At 52.4% G+C, this 16,402-nt stretch carries 16 protein-coding genes and 2 pseudogenes; 11 read left to right on the top strand and 7 right to left on the bottom strand.

All coding sequences use genetic code 11. The features are described from left to right. The first annotated feature begins 360 nt into the window (after nt 1-360). A complete protein-coding gene (locus AC1RDQ_RS12010) occupies nt 361-1,296 on the top strand; it encodes a hypothetical protein (RefSeq protein WP_492587364.1) in 936 nt (311 codons plus the stop codon). Here the strand turns inward: AC1RDQ_RS12010 and AC1RDQ_RS12005 are convergent. From AC1RDQ_RS12005 to AC1RDQ_RS11985, 5 genes are all read right to left on the bottom strand, one after another. Beyond that, on the bottom strand, nt 1,272-2,333 hold the full coding sequence (locus AC1RDQ_RS12005; protein ID WP_492587363.1) for an RES family NAD+ phosphorylase: 1,062 nt from the start codon (nt 2,331-2,333) through the stop codon (nt 1,272-1,274). The genes AC1RDQ_RS12010 and AC1RDQ_RS12005 overlap by 25 nt on opposite strands. Before the next feature lie 204 nt (nt 2,334-2,537). Continuing rightward, on the bottom strand, nt 2,538-2,948 hold the full coding sequence (locus tag AC1RDQ_RS12000) for a GNAT family N-acetyltransferase (RefSeq protein ID WP_492587362.1): 411 nt from the start codon (nt 2,946-2,948) through the stop codon (nt 2,538-2,540). Between the two features lie 84 nt (nt 2,949-3,032). Further along, on the bottom strand, nt 3,033-3,905 hold the full coding sequence (locus AC1RDQ_RS11995; RefSeq protein ID WP_492587360.1) for a hypothetical protein: 873 nt from the start codon (nt 3,903-3,905) through the stop codon (nt 3,033-3,035). Nucleotides 3,906-3,928: 23 nt separating this feature from the next. Then, nucleotides 3,929-4,465, bottom strand: coding sequence for a DUF6998 domain-containing protein (locus tag AC1RDQ_RS11990; RefSeq protein ID WP_492587358.1), 537 nt, complete (start codon nt 4,463-4,465; stop codon nt 3,929-3,931). A 466-nt stretch (nt 4,466-4,931) separates the two neighbouring features. Beyond that, the gene (locus tag AC1RDQ_RS11985; RefSeq protein WP_121102109.1) at nt 4,932-5,861 is read right to left on the bottom strand and encodes a LysR substrate-binding domain-containing protein; all 930 of its coding nucleotides are present in this window, start codon (nt 5,859-5,861) and stop codon (nt 4,932-4,934) included. Nucleotides 5,862-6,071: 210 nt separating this feature from the next. Between AC1RDQ_RS11985 and AC1RDQ_RS11980 the strand changes: the two genes are divergently transcribed. The 10 genes and pseudogenes from AC1RDQ_RS11980 to AC1RDQ_RS11935 form a co-directional block, all read left to right on the top strand. After that, entirely contained in the window at nt 6,072-6,842 is a 771-nt protein-coding gene (locus AC1RDQ_RS11980) for an ABC transporter substrate-binding protein (protein ID WP_008017331.1), read from the top strand. A gap of 137 nt (nt 6,843-6,979) precedes the next feature. Beyond that, nucleotides 6,980-7,669: an ABC transporter permease gene (locus AC1RDQ_RS11975; protein ID WP_008017329.1), complete on the top strand. Its 690-nt coding sequence runs from the start codon at nt 6,980-6,982 to the stop codon at nt 7,667-7,669. Then, nucleotides 7,666-8,379: an ABC transporter permease gene (locus tag AC1RDQ_RS11970; RefSeq protein WP_008017327.1), complete on the top strand. Its 714-nt coding sequence runs from the start codon at nt 7,666-7,668 to the stop codon at nt 8,377-8,379. The genes AC1RDQ_RS11975 and AC1RDQ_RS11970 overlap by 4 nt, the downstream gene beginning before the upstream one ends. A 27-nt stretch (nt 8,380-8,406) precedes the next feature. Next, the gene (locus tag AC1RDQ_RS11965) at nt 8,407-9,174 is read left to right on the top strand and encodes an ABC transporter ATP-binding protein (RefSeq protein WP_008017326.1); all 768 of its coding nucleotides are present in this window, start codon (nt 8,407-8,409) and stop codon (nt 9,172-9,174) included. 70 nt (nt 9,175-9,244) lie between these two features. Continuing rightward, the gene (locus tag AC1RDQ_RS11960) at nt 9,245-10,366 is read left to right on the top strand and encodes a DUF2817 domain-containing protein (protein ID WP_008017325.1); all 1,122 of its coding nucleotides are present in this window, start codon (nt 9,245-9,247) and stop codon (nt 10,364-10,366) included. A gap of 263 nt (nt 10,367-10,629) precedes the next feature. Then, entirely contained in the window at nt 10,630-11,703 is a 1,074-nt protein-coding gene (locus AC1RDQ_RS11955) for an aromatic ring-hydroxylating dioxygenase subunit alpha (protein ID WP_492587356.1), read from the top strand. Nucleotide 11,704: 1 nt separating this feature from the next. Beyond that, nucleotides 11,705-12,844 carry an FAD-binding oxidoreductase gene (locus AC1RDQ_RS11950; RefSeq protein ID WP_008017321.1) on the top strand — a complete coding sequence of 380 codons (1,140 nt, stop codon included), beginning with the start codon at nt 11,705-11,707 and terminating at the stop codon, nt 12,842-12,844. 57 nt (nt 12,845-12,901) lie between these two features. Beyond that, on the top strand, nt 12,902-14,020 hold the full coding sequence (locus AC1RDQ_RS11945) for an S-(hydroxymethyl)glutathione dehydrogenase/class III alcohol dehydrogenase (RefSeq protein ID WP_008017320.1): 1,119 nt from the start codon (nt 12,902-12,904) through the stop codon (nt 14,018-14,020). An 81-nt stretch (nt 14,021-14,101) separates the two neighbouring features. Further along, nucleotides 14,102-14,485, top strand: a complete 384-nt coding sequence (locus tag AC1RDQ_RS11940) for a VOC family protein (RefSeq protein WP_008017318.1) — start codon at nt 14,102-14,104, stop codon at nt 14,483-14,485. 211 nt (nt 14,486-14,696) lie between these two features. Continuing rightward, nucleotides 14,697-14,948: pseudogene (locus AC1RDQ_RS11935) on the top strand (hypothetical protein); the annotation flags it as partial. A 130-nt stretch (nt 14,949-15,078) separates the two neighbouring features. Here the strand turns inward: AC1RDQ_RS11935 and AC1RDQ_RS11930 are convergent. Then, nucleotides 15,079-15,564 (bottom strand): annotated as a pseudogene (locus AC1RDQ_RS11930) (transposase); the annotation flags it as partial. Nucleotides 15,565-15,804: 240 nt separating this feature from the next. Continuing rightward, entirely contained in the window at nt 15,805-16,401 is a 597-nt protein-coding gene (locus AC1RDQ_RS11925; protein WP_205890803.1) for an NADPH-dependent F420 reductase, read from the bottom strand. Nucleotide 16,402 lies beyond the last annotated feature (1 nt).

Here is a 16,402-nt window from a genome sequence, read left to right as displayed (position 1 = left end):
ATCTCTGCCGTTCATCAATGGCAGATTTCGGCCGATTCTGTTGAAAAAGTCGACCATGGTTTCCACGACAGAAAAGTACGCGCTTGAGATTGAAATCTTTACTTTGAACAGAGGATTCCGGGTTCAGATTTCGCGGAGCGGCGCGCGAAAAAGGCGTTTTCAGCGGTCAGTATGCGAGCAGTCTGGAAGTACCGACTTTTTCAACAGAATCGGCCATTAGCAGTCACTCACAACGAGCGTATTGACCGCTTGTACAAAAAGGCGAAGCATGCGTTTAACATTAATGCGATAGGTCACAGGATTAAAATCTCCTTATAATCAACCAGAAGTAGCACCTCAACCGAACTTTGAGTGGTAGATATGGCTAGCAAGGATCGCAAGAAGAAAAAGCAGAAAGCAGCAGACCCTAAAACTGGAATGTGTGCCCTTCTTGGGGTAGAAGGCCCTTTTGCTAAATCCCATCTTATCCCCCAAGCCTTGACCGGAACAGAAGTGCCAGGCGAGCGATTTATCGAAACTGGCAGAGGATTCAGGCCAATTCGTAGATTTACAAGTTGGTATGACCATCAGCTTGTAATTAGAGCAGGTGAGCAGATACTTAGCGAGATCGATACACATGGCATCGCGGAGCTTAGAAAGCATAAATTGGTTTGGAGCGGGTGGGGAAAAGATAAACAGCTTGTTACTCATGACTATGTAGTTCAGCCTGATGCAGAAACCGGTCTCGGTGTTCGCTTAATTGAAAATATTGACAATCAAAAGTTACGGCTATTTTTCCTTAGCCTGCTATGGAGATCTCTTACTACAAAAATAAAAGAATTTTCACACCTCGAGAATATAGGCGTTAATTTACAAGCACTTGGTGAGCTTATAGTAAGGAAAGCCCCCAGCCCTGCTAACTACCATCCTATTGTTCTCAGTCAGATGGATAGCCGCGGATTCACTCACAACCACACGCCTACAATTCAAGAGGTTGAGTTTCCTTTTGAAGATGGTGTTAGAAAAGCGTCGTATTATAGATTTTACATGCAGGGAATTGTCGCACATATCTATCCAGAAGGATGCGATGACCTGTTTTCGACTGCTCCCATGTCATTTATTGGTGGAGCAGAAAAGCTGTGGGTTTTTACAAGGCGTTTTGAAAAATCTAAGCAATACGTCGAAGCGTGCGAAGTTATGGAAGACTCGGCTCGAAGATGGCCCGGTACTACTTCATTGACTGCTGATCTGCCTTCAACAGAGGTGGTGGCAGAACCGGAAGACTCACATCCCTATATTCCGGCTGGTCCGAAATGAAAATCGTAAACAACTCTACTAAGGATGAGGCGATTGATGCATGATACGGAAATTTTCCCCTCTGCGAGCGGCCATCCAAACAAAGCCAGATTTGGAATTGATTTAGCCTGCTCATATTCTTGCATGGACGGAAATCTGCGGTGCGAGATACCATATGTCGTTTGGAATGGCATTTGCCCAATACGTAACAAACTGAAGTACGACGGGTAAACGATGCCATCGAACCCAGCAATTCTGGCGGCATCAGCGATAGCTTGAGTTATCTCGTACGCATGCTTTCCCGCTAGGAAGAGCATGTGAATAGACATATCAAGACTTTCAAACTCAGTAACGTCTTCTTTCAGTAATGCCGATAAATCAAGCAGTCGCAACGATCTTGTGGAAGCCAGAGTAGCCACAAATATTTCATCCTCTGCGGAAACCCGACACTCATGTACGCAAACCTCGAGGTCTGTTGAACCATACAGTACTGAGTTTCCTGATGAATCGAGACGTCCTTTCCCGGAATATTCTGGGGGGGCACTATCGTATTGGTCAGCATCATCTGGTGTAGAGGGGTTTACTCGGATACGGTAGAAAGACTCTGCCGTGTCCAACACTCTTACTGGGTACTCAGCCAAGATTCGATCAATGATATCTTGCCGATGCTCTTTTGCTTGGAGAGCTTTGAGTGGTTCTACTTCGCCGACCATCCAAAGACGAGGGCCATAATGGAAAAAGCCAATACCAAGAAGCCGCTCAATGAGTTGAACATCTGAAACTAACCAAGGAGCCACCTCAATGGACGTTTTCTGGTGTTCGTTGAATTGGATCTTCGGGGCAGCACCGTAGTGCGCTCGGCACATTGACCCCCAGACAAAATAACGGTGAGCCAGCACCTCAACACCAGCCAATGGGAGCTTTTTGGAGTCTGTGGAACCACAGTTTCGGCACGGATTTTTATTATCCTGTCCGATTTTTTCCGCATCCAATTGGAGACCACGATCAGAGAAACAGTTCGAGCAAGCGACGGGGTCACTCTCTATGAAGTTAGTCATTATTGAAATCCTTTTGAGGCGCATTGAATAATTGCTGAAAGTAGCGCCTGACGCTACAGATCAGCTCCTATAGCAAAGGCCTGCTTTGGGTCGCGGCCCCCGGCAACAGACAGCAATCGGCCAATTTCAGACGCTGGCTAACGTTTGGCTAAGGGGGGCTTTATCCCTGTCCCACTGAGCGAAGCGAACGATTTTAACCATTTGTTAGGCCTGCATCGTAGGTAGGGCTTTTTCCATTATTTCTGGTTCATCAGATTTCTGAAAATAACTGTTTTTTTTATACCAAGCTACCAAACGATCTGGGTCTGTTTCTTGGTCTAAGGGATATGGCTTAAGCCGAATATGTGTACAGCGAAGCTGTAAAGCGTGGTTCTCGGCGTATGAGAGTAGTAGTGCTCCAATGCTTTGCTGTCTAAATTCTGGAAGAACAAAAATTTCATAAATGAAACCAACAGCTTGGTGGCTCCAATCTTCGTATGACAGCAAGCCCGCTTCATGCCCATTTTCTAATATGACAAATTCTTGGGACCTACCTCCATGAGCTCGTTTGGCTCGCTCGAAAAGAACAGGGCTTTTCAGAGTGTCAATGGAATCGATCTTTAGTACTTTGCGCATATTTATTCCTTTGGTCATAACCTATGGTCAAGGGGCAGGCGTGAGCCCCCCCCAGTGAGCGAAGCGAACGGTTTGAACCGATTATTAGACGCCAGGCAACGCGGACATAGCTTTACGGACTTCTTTATTATTGTTGAGGCATGCTCGCTCGATGAATGTATAAGCGTTTTTAATAAGACCATTTTTGGGTAGGCCTTTGGCCAAGCCTGAAATTTTTTCTTTAGATGTTTTTTGAAAATCATAGCCATAGTCATTTAGGAATGCCATGAGTATGAAGTGAAAGCTATTTATAACTTGCCAGCGAAGGCAGCTGTGGTCGACTGAAATACCTGAAAAATAATTGATCAAATGTATGAATTCTTTTTCTTCGACTTTTTTCTTGAACTCGGAATAGCTTAGCATTTTGTCATCGCTGCTCATTTTTCCGATAAGTTCTCTGAAATCATCGCTAAAAAAATGATCAGTGGCTACTGACTGGTTGTAGCCTGTACCTGTAAAAATTTCAGTATCGCTAAAAAATTGTGGGAAGAGTTTTAGATACTTTAGAAACTCTAGATCTTTTTTTGTGCTGACTGTGCTGTCAAGATATACAAGCTCTAGGTCGATTTTGCGACAAAGTGAAAAAAACAATAAAAATCTATAACAAAACGACAGTAGGTAGTATTTGTCTGTAATGTTTTCCCCATCCCTTTGAATGTGCCATGCTTCTGGTGCATTTTTAGAAAAATTCCATAGCCGATGATTCAGTGACTCAGCTGAATTCAGCAGTGGCACCTTATACTTCGAAATTGCTTCTTTAACTTTTTTGCGCTGATCATATGTGTAATCGCTTTCTAGTTTGAATTTATGGAAATTACGCTCCCATATCGGCTTTGTTATGGCGCGCAAGAGAAGCGTGGCTATTGTAACGGCTGCCGCTATCAGTGCCGATTGAACTTTTGGGTCAGTGAATTCCATTTTATGACTCTGATGTCTAACGATTAAGCTAAGGGATCGGCTTCGCCAGTCCCAGCGATTGAAATTCGTGATTTGAGCGCAGTGGTAGAAACGTTCAACTTGTCACTAATACTCTGAACGCTGTTGTCTAGCAGCAAGGCACCGCGCAGGTGCAAAATGTGGCCGTTAACATGTGCTCTATGCACGCTGTACTTTGAGATTGCAGAGTGTGGAATTGAATACGCCTCAATGATTTCATACGACTCATTAAAAATAACAGCTATAAGCTCATCAAAATCATTTTTTTCGAGGTTTCGTATGACCCCTAACTGCTTTGAACGGTTATTTGCGGTTATGCGACGTGATTTGATTTGAATCTTTTTTCCATCACTGGATTCGGCGTCGTGGCCTGCGGCTGAATTGTTTGCAAGGGTTAGGTTAAGGGCCGATGAGACCAACCATTCTGCGTAATCGCCAACAGGATTATTTTTTGTTCTAAGTACGCCACGATTTTTAAGCTCATCAATTGCGGCAGCGTGCAGCTTGAGCAACTCAGATATTGATAGGTCGGCTAGGTTCATATTGTTAAAGGCTTCTAACTGTTATTAGACGACATTGATGCAGGATAACACTCCATGTTTATACGTAACTCCTTTTTCGGGGCTGGAAGTCGAGCTAGAAGCGCGACATTGGCGATCAGGAAAAGCGTCGTGACCTTTAGGTACATTACGGATACATGGCAATCGTGTCCACCATCTGCCTTTGGCCAATTTTTGCCTGTTACCTCCGTCAGCTATTGGCCGTCAACTGCCCTCCATGAACGGCAGCTATGGGTCGACTGCTGCCCTGCGTGACAGGCAGCGAACGGCCAAAAGCGGACCGAGTGCAATATCCGCTTTTGGCCGATCTCTGCTTTTCGCCACTGGCAGCTAAGGGTCACTCTCTGCCGGTCATGGTTACGAAGCGTGCTGGTCAAATCCGATGCAATCGGTGCTCAGATCGAATGCAAACGGGAGGTCAAGTGGTAACTATTCTTTTCACTTATGGTCAGGTCAATAGTCGCTCACTTACTGCCATTTGATCCCGTCCACGGGCTACCAGCCATCGATGGAAGTCGCGACAGTGGGCTTTATCGAAAGCATCTTTGGCACCCACTAAAAAATACGACGAAGGCATTTGCAGCCCCTGCGCGAACGGCATGATCAAACGCCCATCCGCCACGGCATCGGCAATCATTGAGTATTGTGCCAATACCACGCCCTGCCCAAGGATCGCCGCCTGGATTGCCATTGACGACAGTGAATAGACACGATAACCGTCACAAATCTGAGAACAGTCGACTTGTTGCGTGCTGAACCAATCTCGCCAGGAAGGTGGGGAGGCGAACTTGGGCAACCAATCGATAGACAATAGCGGATAAGCCAACAGATCTGCCGGAGTCCGTAACGGCATATCGGCACGCAACATGTGAGGGCTATAGACCGGAACGACACAATCGCGGAACAGCTCGATGGCGTGCTCGGTTGCCGCATAATCTCCGTATGTCACCCGAAAATCGATTTCATAGCCGTCAGGTGAGGGTTCCGCATGGCTGCCATCAAGGAACAGATTAATATCCGGGTGGTCGCTCTGCCAAGTGTAGATGAGCGGAGCCAGCCAATCTGAAAGCAGCGATGGCAAGGCACTGATTCGCAAGTTGGTGGCACTCTTCGCTCGCTCGACCTCTACCTGAGCAATACGCAGCACTTCAAACGCCGCCACGCAGCTATCGTGGTATCGCTGTCCCGCAGCAGTCAGGCGAATACGCTTGCCCACCCTGAAGGTCAAGCTCATCCCCAGACTGTCTTCCAGCAATCTCATTTGCTGACTGACAGCCCCTGCCGAAATGCCCAATCGCCTTGCCGCTTCGACAATCCCGCCGAAGCGTCCAACAGCTTCAAATACCTGTATGGCCCGTAGAGAAGGCAAGTTGTTCATAGGCACCTCCAGAAAAGCGAGTGCGAATTAATACTTTAGCTCAGCTACACAAAGCAACAGTTTTAGGCATCTTTTCGAATGTTCAGACTCTCGTATTCTGGTCCTGCCAGCGCTGCTGATTGCAGGCAGCGAGGGCAACACGATGAGCCTTGCACCCTGACCTTGCATTAGCCCTGCGCACACTCCAATGACTGAAAAAGGCAAAGAACAATGAAAAAAATAATTCTCGCCACAGTATTTGCTCTCGCTTCGACTTACGCGTTCGCCAACGACATGAACACGCTTCGCTTCGGCGTAGATCCGACCTTCGCGCCTTTCGAATCGAAGGAGCCCAGTGGTCAATTAATCGGTTTCGATATTGATCTGGGTAATGCCATTTGCGCTCAGCTCAAGGTCAAGTGCGTCTGGGTCGAAGTCGCTTTCGACAGCATCATCCCGGCACTCAAGGCGAAGAAGTTCGATGGCATCCTTTCGGCGATGACGGTCAACGAAAAACGCAAAGAAAATATCGCGTTCTCTGACCGGCTCTACAACTCGCCCAATCGTCTGATCGCCAAGGCTGACAGTGGTTTGCTCCCCACCGTGGAGTCGCTCAAGGGCAAGCGTGTCGGCGTCGCCCAAGGCAGCACTCAAGAAGCTTACGCCAAGGCAATCTGGGCACCACACGGCGTTACCGTTGTGTCTTACACCAATCAAGACCTGCTCTACCCAGACCTTGTCAGCGGCCGTATCGATGCCACCCTTACAGACGCGGTCGTCGCGGATATCGGCTTTTTGCAAACACCGCAAAACAATGGGTTCGCCTTTGCCGGCGACACTGTTCAGCATGAAGAGCTACTAGGCCAAGGGATTGCGATTGGGCTGCGCAAGGATGACGAAAAACTTGTCCAGGCTATCAATGGTGCGCTTGCAGAAATACACAAGAACGGAACTTACGACGCGATTCAGAAAAAGTATTTCACCTTCGATATCTATAACTGAGTCCTTGTCCTGGCGGGCTCTGATCTCCATGCATGGGTGATCAAGAGCCCTGGCCATGCCCCCCCGCGATTCCCCCTGATTTCAAAGCCTCTAAATAGACGGTTTACGGACCACTATTGCCGAAGGAGAGACAGAACATGTTTTTACAGGGTTATGGTGCGTTGATTCTCGAAGGTACTTTCGCAACCATCAAACTGGCGTTGCTCTCGATGTTGCTGGCTGTTTCGCTCGGTTTAATCGGTGCGTCGGCAAAGCTTTCCAACCAGCGCCTCTTGCGAGTGTTGGCAACAGGTTACACAACGTTGATCCGCAGTGTTCCTGATCTGGTGATCATGTTGCTGTTGTTCTACAGCCTGCAAATTTTGTTGAATGTTTTTACCGAACGGATGCACTTCGAGCAGGTTGATCTCAATCCATTTGTTGCCGGGGTTTTTACCCTTGGTTTCATCTACGGCGCCTATTTCACCGAGACGTTTCGTGGCGCCTTTCAGTCCGTACCTGGCGGCCAGCTTGAGGCCGCTATCGCTTATGGAATGAGTCGTCGACAACTATTTGTGCGGGTCCTGTTCCCACAAATGATGCGCTTCGCACTTCCAGGCATCGGCAACAACTGGCAGGTGCTGATCAAGGCGACCGCGCTGGTCTCGATTATCGGTCTTATCGATATCGTCAAGGTCACGCAGGATGCCGGCAAACACTCGATGCAACTGTTCTACTTCAGCCTGATCGGCGCTCTGATTTATCTAGCGATTACCACCCTGTCCAACGGCATCCTGATGTGGCTGGAGCGCCGCTACTCTGCCGGTGTCAGAGGGGCGCAGCTATGATCGAAATCATCCAGGAGTATTGGCAATCCTACCTCTGGTTCGACGGCTATCAACTGTCCGGCGTTGCCATGACGTTGTGGCTGCTGGTGGTTTCCATCGCCATCGGCGGCGTCTTCGCTGTGCCACTGGCAGTGGCACGCGTCTCAAGAAATCCGTTCATCCGTGGGCCCGTCTGGTTCTATACCTATGTGTTCCGGGGTACGCCGCTGTATATCCAGTTGCTGCTTCTTTACACCGGCGTCTACAGCCTGGAAATGGTCCGCTCCCAACCGGAACTGAATGCCTTCTTTCGCGAAGGGATCAACTGCACGTTACTGGCTTTTGCCCTCAACACCTGCGCATACACCACAGAGGTTTTCGCCGGCGCGATCCGCGCCACACCTTACGGTGAAATCGAAGCCGGACGCGCTTATGGCATGTCCAGCTTTACCTTGTATCGACGAATCATTTTGCCGTCTTCGCTACGTCGTGCGCTGCCGTACTACAGCAATGAGGTGATCCTCATGCTGCACTCCACCACCCTTGCATTCACCGCCACCGTTCCTGATCTGCTCAAGGTCGCCCGTGATGTGAACTCGGCCACTTACTCCTCGTTCGAGGCATTCGGGATAGCGGCGGTGCTCTATGCCTTGATGGTGTTTACCCTGGTCTGGCTTTTTCGTCGCTGCGAAATCCGCTGGCTGGCCTTCTTGAAACCTCAAGCTCATTGATCTGCCGCTACCTGGAGAGCATCGATAATGTACAAACTGAAAATAGATGAGTTGTACAAGAAGTACGGCCCTCATGAAGTCCTCAAGGGTGTATCGCTCAAAGCCAAAGCAGGTGATGTCATCAGCATCATCGGTTCGAGCGGATCGGGCAAGAGCACCTTCCTGCGCTGCATCAACTTCCTCGAACAGCCCTGCGCCGGGCGAATTACCGTGAACAACGAGGAAATTCGCACGAAACAGGATATCAACGGCGCCATGAGTGTGGCCGATCCGCGCCAACTGCAAAAAATACGCACCAAACTGTCGATGGTGTTCCAGCACTTCAACCTGTGGCAGCACATGACGGTGCTGGAAAACATCATCGAAGCGCCCGTTCATGTCCTTGGCATCAAGCGCAAGGAAGCTGTGCAGCGAGCCCACCAGTACCTGCGCAAGGTTGGCCTGGACTCAAGCGTGGACAGTAAATATCCCTCGCATCTCTCGGGCGGTCAGCAACAGCGCGTGGCGATTGCGCGTGCGCTGGCGATGGAACCGGAAGTGATGCTTTTCGACGAACCGACGTCAGCACTCGACCCGGAACTGGTCGGCGAAGTGTTGAAAGTGATGCAAGCGCTTGCAGAGGAAGGCCGAACCATGGTCGTGGTCACCCACGAGATGGGCTTTGCCCGCAACATTTCCAACCACGTCATGTTCTTGCATCAAGGTCGCGTAGAAGAAGAAGGACATCCCGGCGAAGTATTGGTCAACCCGAAAAGTGAACGATTGACCCAGTTTCTCTCCGGCCGCTTGAAATAGCGCTTCGTTCAAAACCCTCGCACCGGACGCTCCATGAGCGTCCGGTGCGAGCGATCGACAAGAGATGACCATGAGCACAGGTTTTCCCACGCATCCGAGTTACAACAGCCAACGCGAGCAATTTCTGGCTGCCGCTAAAGCGGCAGATGCCAGCCTGACAACCTACCCCCACCCATTGAACGGGCCCTTTGGCGAGCCACTGAGTACCGATGTTGCCTGGCTTGGCGATCCACGCGCCAGCAAAGTGCTGGTCGCCCTCAGTGGCACCCACGGTGTTGAAGGTTACTATGGCTCGAACTGTCAGATCAGATGGTTACAGGAATTCAACAAAAGGACCCTGCCTGCCGATGTCGCGGTGCTGATGATCCACCTCATCAACCCCTGGGGTACGGCCTGGATGCGCCGCGTCAATGAAGACAACATCGACATCAATCGCAACTATCCGGACTTCACTCCAGGACTGCCCGATAACCGCCAGTACGAGTCACTACACGCTATCTATGCCTGCGAACAGCTGTCGGGGCCATCGCGCGAAAAGGCCGACGCCCTGCTCGACGATCGCGTTCGCACAGAAGGCTGGGCAGCGGTGATGTCGATTGTCGAGGCCGGCCAGTACAACCACCCTGACGGTCTTTACTACGGCGGACAAACTGCAAGTTGGACGAACAAAACCCTGCATACGATTTTGCAGGAGCACCTGCACCGCTGCGACACGGTCATGTGTTTTGACCTTCACACCGGCGCCGGGGACTATGGCCACCCCATGCTGATGACGATTGCCCAGTCCTCCTATCCAGCGCTTGCCGATGCTCAAGCGATCTATGGGCCTTGGCTGTACACCCTGATCACCGGACCTGGCAGCCAGAGTGATACGGGCGTAGCCGCAACAGCGACTGGCTACACATCACAAGCCATCATTGACGCGCTACCGCACGTACACTTGATGCCATTCGTCATTGAATGCGGCACGTATCCGGGAGAACAGATCCATACCGTTTTGCGCAACGACCATTGGTTGCACCTGCACGGGGATTTCACGGATCCAGTTGCCGGGCAAATCAAACGGGAGCTGCTCGAACAGTTCTACCCAGCCGATCTTGATTGGCAAGCCGTCGTCTGGCAGCGCACTCGACAAATATGGGAGCGTGCCTTGGTGGCACTGCCACTCATTCAGCCTCCATCCCACCCATAAATCCTGGCCCACCACAACGGCCGAAATCCATCGCGATACCCCACATTCAAGACTGCCTTGCGCGGTCTTGAATGCGTTGCCTGAGGCAAGTTCAAGTCCAGGTTCCGCGCACTCATTCAACCCTATGACCTGTTAGTAGATCTAAACTAACAAACAGATTTAGACATCTATTCTTACTCAAACAGATCCTCGTAACCTGTCCTCCTTGTTAGCCAACGTTCGCCAGCACAGGGCGAACAACAAAATAATAAGGAGAAATGCCCATGTTTTTGCGAAACGCATGGTATGTAGCCGCCAGTGAAGCCGAGTTGGGTGAGGATCTCTTCCCGGTGACTCTTCTCAGTGAGTCTGTGGTGCTTTACCGCAAGAGTGACGGCACCCCGGTAGCCCTCGAAGATGCCTGCCCTCACCGCAAGCTGCCACTGTCAATGGGGCGTCGCAAAGGTGATGACATTGAATGTGGTTACCACGGCTTGACCTTCGACTGCTCGGGTAGCTGCGTCCGCGCACCCGGTAGTCAACGCATTCCCCAAGGCGCCAGGGTTCGCAGCTACCCCCTGGCCGTGCGCTACGGTTTGATCTGGATCTGGATGGGTGATCTCGAACTGGCAGACGAAGCGAAAATTTGTCACGTGCCTGAATGGGGTGACCCCGCGTGGGGGCTCAATCGCGGCGACAGCATGGTTATCCCGTGCAACTACCTGTACATGACCGACAACCTGCTGGACCCCGCACATGTCGCGTGGGTGCATCAATCTTCCTTTGGTAACGCAGCCTGCGCAGAGGAACCGTTGCAAACCACGGTAACCGATGTCGGTGTGATTGTTTCGCGCTGGATGCGCGATGTCGAGGTGGCACCTTTCTATGCCAAGTTCGTCAAGTTCAGTGGTCATTGTGATCGCAAGCAGCACTACGAAGTGCACTACCCGTCCCAGGCCATTATCAAGGCGCTGTTCACGCCAGCTGGAACGGGGAGCGATGAAGGTGAACTGCACGAACATGTGTTCCTGATGAACTCCTACAATTTCATGACCCCGATCGACGAATCGAACACGCGTTACTACTGGTTCCAGGTCCGTAATTTCGATACCGAGAATGAAGATGTATCACGCCAGTTCGACGAAGACGTCCGACACGCCTTTGCCGAAGATCGGGTAGTGCTGAGTGCTGTGCATAAGGGCATGGCTAATAAAAGCACGCCCAACATCGATCTGGCTTCCGACTCGGGGCCGCTACGTTTTCGCCGTAACCTCGATAAGTTGATTGCCCAGGAACAGGCTGGCAGCTTGATTCCGCTCACCCAACGGCACACTGCGGAACAAAAGACGGAGGCATGAGATGGGCACTCAACTGCAAACGCTGTCCTCCTCTGCAGGTTTCAAGACCTTCCGGGTGATTGAAAAAAAACAAGAGAGCGCAGTCATCACCTCCTTCGTCCTGACGGCGAGCGACGGCGTTTCCAACCTGTGCTTTCGCCCGGGGCAGTACCTCATCGTTCGCCTCGCCCTGGACGGCGGTGTCAAGGTGCTGCGCAACTACAGTCTATCCGGAGACGCCAATGACCTTGCGCGCGTCCGCATTTCGGTCAAACGTGAGCCTGCACCGTTCGACCAGCCAGAGCTGCCACCGGGTCAAGGGTCCAACCACCTGCACGACCATGTGCAGATCGGCGATTTCCTGGAGATCGCCGGTCCCACTGGCACCTTCGTGCTGGACGAAGAAAGCCCCAGGCCAGTGGTGTTGTTCAGTGGTGGCGTGGGACTCACTCCGATGCTGAGTATGCTCCATCAACTGAGTACACATTCGTCGCGCCCGGTGTATTTCATCCATGCCTGCGAAAATGGAGCGGTACATGCTTTTCGCGATGAGGTTTTGGCACTGGCCAGCCGTCGCCCAGGGATCAGCGTGCATTTCTGCTATCGCAACCCGAATGCCGACGATCAGGCCAGCGCGGCCTTTCACAGCCAGGGTCTGGTAAGCCGAGAAACCTTGCAAAGGCTTCTTCCACTGGACGACTACGACGTCTATCTGTGCGGCCCCCGGTTCTTTATGCAGGCGAACTGGCGCCTGTTGCGCGACCTCGGGATCGCCAGCCAGCGCATTCATTATGAGTTCTTCGGCCCGGCGACAATCCTCGAAGAGGATGAAGTCGTACCAGTGGCGCCCCCTCCTCGCGCGTCGCCTGTACTCAAAGCGCCGACCGCGTCGATTGAAGGGGCCCTGACCGTGGAGTTTCTGCCATCGGGTAGGCGCGTGGCATGGGATCAGAATTGCCAATCACTGCTCGAACTTGCCGAACAGAACGGCCTGACTCCGTCATTCAATTGCCGCGCAGGCCTGTGTAACACCTGCCAGGTCACCCTGCGGAAAGGTTCTGTCGAGTATTTCGAAGAGCCATTGGATACCCCTGAATGCGGCCGAATTCTGCTCTGTTGCACCCGCCCGACCACCGCGGTGACGGTGGACCTGCGGCAGTGATCGGCCCAATCACGATCAACACCGCTACCGCCTTCGTTGCACTGAGGAATCAAGAACATGATCAAATCGCGAGCCGCCGTTGCCTTCGCAGCCAACCAGCCCCTGCAAATCGTTGAAGTCGATGTCGCACCGCCCCAGGCGGGTGAAGTACTGGTGCGGATCATCGCTACCGGGGTCTGCCATACCGATGCCTTTACCCTTTCCGGTGCTGACCCGGAAGGCCTCTTTCCAACCATTCTCGGTCACGAAGGCGGCGGTATCGTCGAGGCGATTGGCGAGGGCGTTATTTCAGTAGCGGTGGGTGATCACGTGATCCCGCTCTACACCCCTGAGTGCGGAGAATGCAAGTTCTGTCTGTCCGGCAAGACTAACCTTTGCCAGAAAATCCGCGCCACTCAGGGCAAAGGCCTGATGCCTGATGGCACCAGTCGCTTCTCATACAAAGGCGAGCCCATCTATCACTACATGGGATGTTCGACCTTTTCTGAATACACCGTACTACCAGCAATCTCGCTGGCGAAAATCCCAAGGGAAGCGCCGCTGGAGAAGGTGTGTTTGCTCGGTTGCGGTGTCACGACCGGCATCGGTGCAGTGCTCAATACCGCCAAGGTCGAAGCAGGCGCTACGGTAGCGATTTTCGGTTTGGGGGGCATCGGCCTGGCAGCCATCATCGGCGCCACCATGGCCAAGGCGGGGCGGATCATCGCTGTGGACATCAATCCGGCCAAGTTCGAGATAGCCAAACAACTGGGAGCCACCGACTTCGTCAATCCGAAGGATTACGACAAGCCAGTTCAAGATGTCATCGTTGAATTGACCGAAGGCGGCGTCGACTACTCCTTCGAGTGTGTCGGCAACGTTCAGTTGATGCGCGCGGCGCTGGAAAGCTGCCACAAGGGTTGGGGCGAGTCGGTGATCATCGGCGTCGCCGGTGCTGGCCAGGAAATCAGCACGCGGCCATTTCAACTGGTGACCGGTCGCGTCTGGCGCGGTTCGGCCTTTGGCGGCGTGAAGGGGCGCAGTGAGCTACCCAGCTATGTCGAGAAAGCGCAAAAGGGCGAAATCCCGTTGGATACCTTCATCACCCATACCATGGGGCTCGATGACATCAACAACGCCTTTGACCTGATGCACGAAGGCAAAAGCATTCGCACCGTCATTCATTTTGATCGCTGAGCTTGGGCGCAGCGACGTTCGTCAGGGTTGCCCTGACATAACTGCACCACCCACTGTGTTTACACTCGGAGAAGTAAATAGATGAGCATCTTTACCCACGTTACCGTCGGCACCAACGATCTGAACAAAGCCCGTGCTTTCTATGACAGTGCTTTGGGTCAGTTGGGCCATAAGCGCATCGCCGATCTGGCCGACAATGGTTCGATCTGGGGTGAGAACGCCCCCTCTTTCTTCGTTTTAAAACCAGCCAATGGCGCCCCTGCCAGCGTAGGTAACGGGGTTACTGTCAGCTTCGCAGCTCCGAATCGCGCCTCGATTGATGCTTTCCACGCAGCAGCACTGGCGGCCGGTGGTACCGATGAAGGAGCGCCAGGAACTCGCGATTGGGCGCCGAATGCTTATGCCGCCTATGTCCGCGACCTCGACGGCAATAAATTGGCTGTTTATTGCTTTAAACCAGCCTAAACGCTGATCCTGCGTCCTTAGAAGTCTCCAGATTGAATCGCCTCTGATTTTTTTTCAGAGTCATCTGAGAGACTTCTATTCGCCGGTTATGGTGCCGGCGTAAGGATGCAGACTTCAGGCGCAATTACTCCTCGCTTGGCTCGAACAGCGGTGTTTCACAGACCTCGGTCGGACGGTCCGCTTGGATTTCATATATCTGCTGCAGGGCCTGATCTACGCCTTCCTGTTCAAGCGTGGCCTATTCCTTGCCCTGCTGGAGTTCACCTCGGTGAATTTCGCTTGGACATTCCAGCTCCCACCCAGTGTGATTAACATGCAGGTGATCTGGGCCATCGGTGTAAGCATGATTGCCCTCGCCATACTGGTCTGGCTGCCAAGTCCAACCCTGTTTGCTCTTGGACTGCTCATTGTCGCCGGGCACAACCTGCTCGATGGTCTGCACTTCCCGGTCGGTTCAATAATCTTCATGGTTTGTCCTCCACGTTGAGGGAGGACCCCGGCCAGCTTTCGCGTCAGGAAGTGCGTTGCACCCATCTACTGTTTGAGCGTCCCGAAGGGATGATGCTCTATTCAATTTCTCCCATTCGCCGCTACAGTTTGGCGCTCGTGAAATTGCGGTCGCGGTTGTTGACTGCTTAGAGTTTACTGCTATCGATGGGGATCAGATTCTCTCCAAACAGTTCCAACTGCTGACACAGCACAACGAACTAGCGACAGACGCCTCGGATGGCCTTGCTATTGCCTTTTCGGAAGTTCGCGATGGTCTTGAAGTCCGGCATCAAACGCCCGGTCAACCATAAAAGCTCAACGTTGCGTTGAGCTTCTCGTTCCAGCCGCCGGCTCGACTGAATGCGGTTGAGATAGCCGTAGATGTAGATTTTCAGCAGGATTGAAGGATGGTAAGCAGGCCGGCCTGTGTCAGCAGGAATAGCACCGTCAAAACCCAGATTGACTAGGTCGAGTTCATCGACGAAGACGTCGACTATGCGAATCGGATTGGTATCGTTGACGTAGTCGTCGACGCTTTCGGGAAGTAAGGTGCCTTGGCCTCGATGTTCACCTTGGATGAAGCGCTTCATGGGCGATCCCTGAGATGAAACCCTCAGAAATCATAGCAAGGGCTCGCGGAGGTGTTTTTACACGCTCAGGGCCTATAGCTGTCCTTCACGAAGGGCTGCAATCAAAACCGGTCAGTCGTGACAGACAGAAATCGGCCAATTTCTGCCAATGTTGAGCGGCTGCTATGGGTCGGTTGCTGCCCTTGGTGACAGGCAGAAATCGGCCAAAAGCGGACGCTTGGAGCGCCCGACGATTGGGGATTAGTCGTGTTTTACCAGGTTAAGTGCCGGTAATGGCCCTCCAGGGAACTGCGCCAGTCGCCCTTCGCTTAGGCCTCCCAGATCGATGCCAGCGAAGCCCAGTTGCTCAATTAACGCCCCCACATTGACCTTAGCCTCGACATCCTCACCGGAATAGAACAGAACGCGCCGACCACCTTCGGCCTGCGGATCGCCGCTCAGCAGCGTCGGTGCAAGGTGGTTAAAGGCTTTGACCAAGCGCGCTCCAGGTAGCATCCGTGCAACCACTTCGCTCGAACTCTGGCCGCCCAGATCGAAGGGCCGGAAGGTTGGCGCCTCGATGGGATTGTTGGTGTCGACCACGATGCGCCCATTCCAAGGAGGCAGGTTTTCTAGCGCGGCGGGAATTTTCGACCAGTTCACCGCGAGAAAGACGATGTCTGCCTGGGCGGCTTGCTCCCGGCTTACCGGTATGACCATCGGCCCCAGTTCGTCGGCCAGACTCCGCATGCTCTCCGGCCCACGGCTGTTGGCGATTGCGACCTCGATACCTGCCTTGCTCAGGGCGCGTGCGATGGCACTGCCTATGGCACCAGCGCCGATGACTCCAATCTTCATG

The sequence above is a fragment of the Pseudomonas sp. GW823-FHT02E01 genome, from assembly GCF_058797535.1.
The sequence above is the reverse complement of the archived record's forward strand: the minus strand, read 5'-3'. Positions and strand labels throughout refer to the sequence as shown.

Excerpts from the sequence above, each read along its gene's own strand:
- AC1RDQ_RS12010 (WP_492587364.1), top strand. The coding sequence starts at position 361 with ATGGCTAGCAAGGATCGCAAGAAGAAAAAGCAGAAAGCAGCAGACCCT.
- AC1RDQ_RS12005 (WP_492587363.1), bottom strand. The coding sequence starts at position 2,333 with ATGACTAACTTCATAGAGAGTGACCCCGTCGCTTGCTCGAACTGTTTC.
- AC1RDQ_RS12000 (WP_492587362.1), bottom strand. The coding sequence starts at position 2,948 with ATGCGCAAAGTACTAAAGATCGATTCCATTGACACTCTGAAAAGCCCT.
- AC1RDQ_RS11995 (WP_492587360.1), bottom strand. The coding sequence starts at position 3,905 with ATGGAATTCACTGACCCAAAAGTTCAATCGGCACTGATAGCGGCAGCC.
- AC1RDQ_RS11990 (WP_492587358.1), bottom strand. The coding sequence starts at position 4,465 with ATGAACCTAGCCGACCTATCAATATCTGAGTTGCTCAAGCTGCACGCT.
- AC1RDQ_RS11985 (WP_121102109.1), bottom strand. The coding sequence starts at position 5,861 with ATGAACAACTTGCCTTCTCTACGGGCCATACAGGTATTTGAAGCTGTT.
- AC1RDQ_RS11980 (WP_008017331.1), top strand. The coding sequence starts at position 6,072 with ATGAAAAAAATAATTCTCGCCACAGTATTTGCTCTCGCTTCGACTTAC.
- AC1RDQ_RS11975 (WP_008017329.1), top strand. The coding sequence starts at position 6,980 with ATGTTTTTACAGGGTTATGGTGCGTTGATTCTCGAAGGTACTTTCGCA.
- AC1RDQ_RS11970 (WP_008017327.1), top strand. The coding sequence starts at position 7,666 with ATGATCGAAATCATCCAGGAGTATTGGCAATCCTACCTCTGGTTCGAC.
- AC1RDQ_RS11965 (WP_008017326.1), top strand. The coding sequence starts at position 8,407 with ATGTACAAACTGAAAATAGATGAGTTGTACAAGAAGTACGGCCCTCAT.
- AC1RDQ_RS11960 (WP_008017325.1), top strand. The coding sequence starts at position 9,245 with ATGAGCACAGGTTTTCCCACGCATCCGAGTTACAACAGCCAACGCGAG.
- AC1RDQ_RS11955 (WP_492587356.1), top strand. The coding sequence starts at position 10,630 with ATGTTTTTGCGAAACGCATGGTATGTAGCCGCCAGTGAAGCCGAGTTG.
- AC1RDQ_RS11950 (WP_008017321.1), top strand. The coding sequence starts at position 11,705 with ATGGGCACTCAACTGCAAACGCTGTCCTCCTCTGCAGGTTTCAAGACC.
- AC1RDQ_RS11945 (WP_008017320.1), top strand. The coding sequence starts at position 12,902 with ATGATCAAATCGCGAGCCGCCGTTGCCTTCGCAGCCAACCAGCCCCTG.
- AC1RDQ_RS11940 (WP_008017318.1), top strand. The coding sequence starts at position 14,102 with ATGAGCATCTTTACCCACGTTACCGTCGGCACCAACGATCTGAACAAA.
- AC1RDQ_RS11925 (WP_205890803.1), bottom strand. The coding sequence starts at position 16,401 with ATGAAGATTGGAGTCATCGGCGCTGGTGCCATAGGCAGTGCCATCGCA.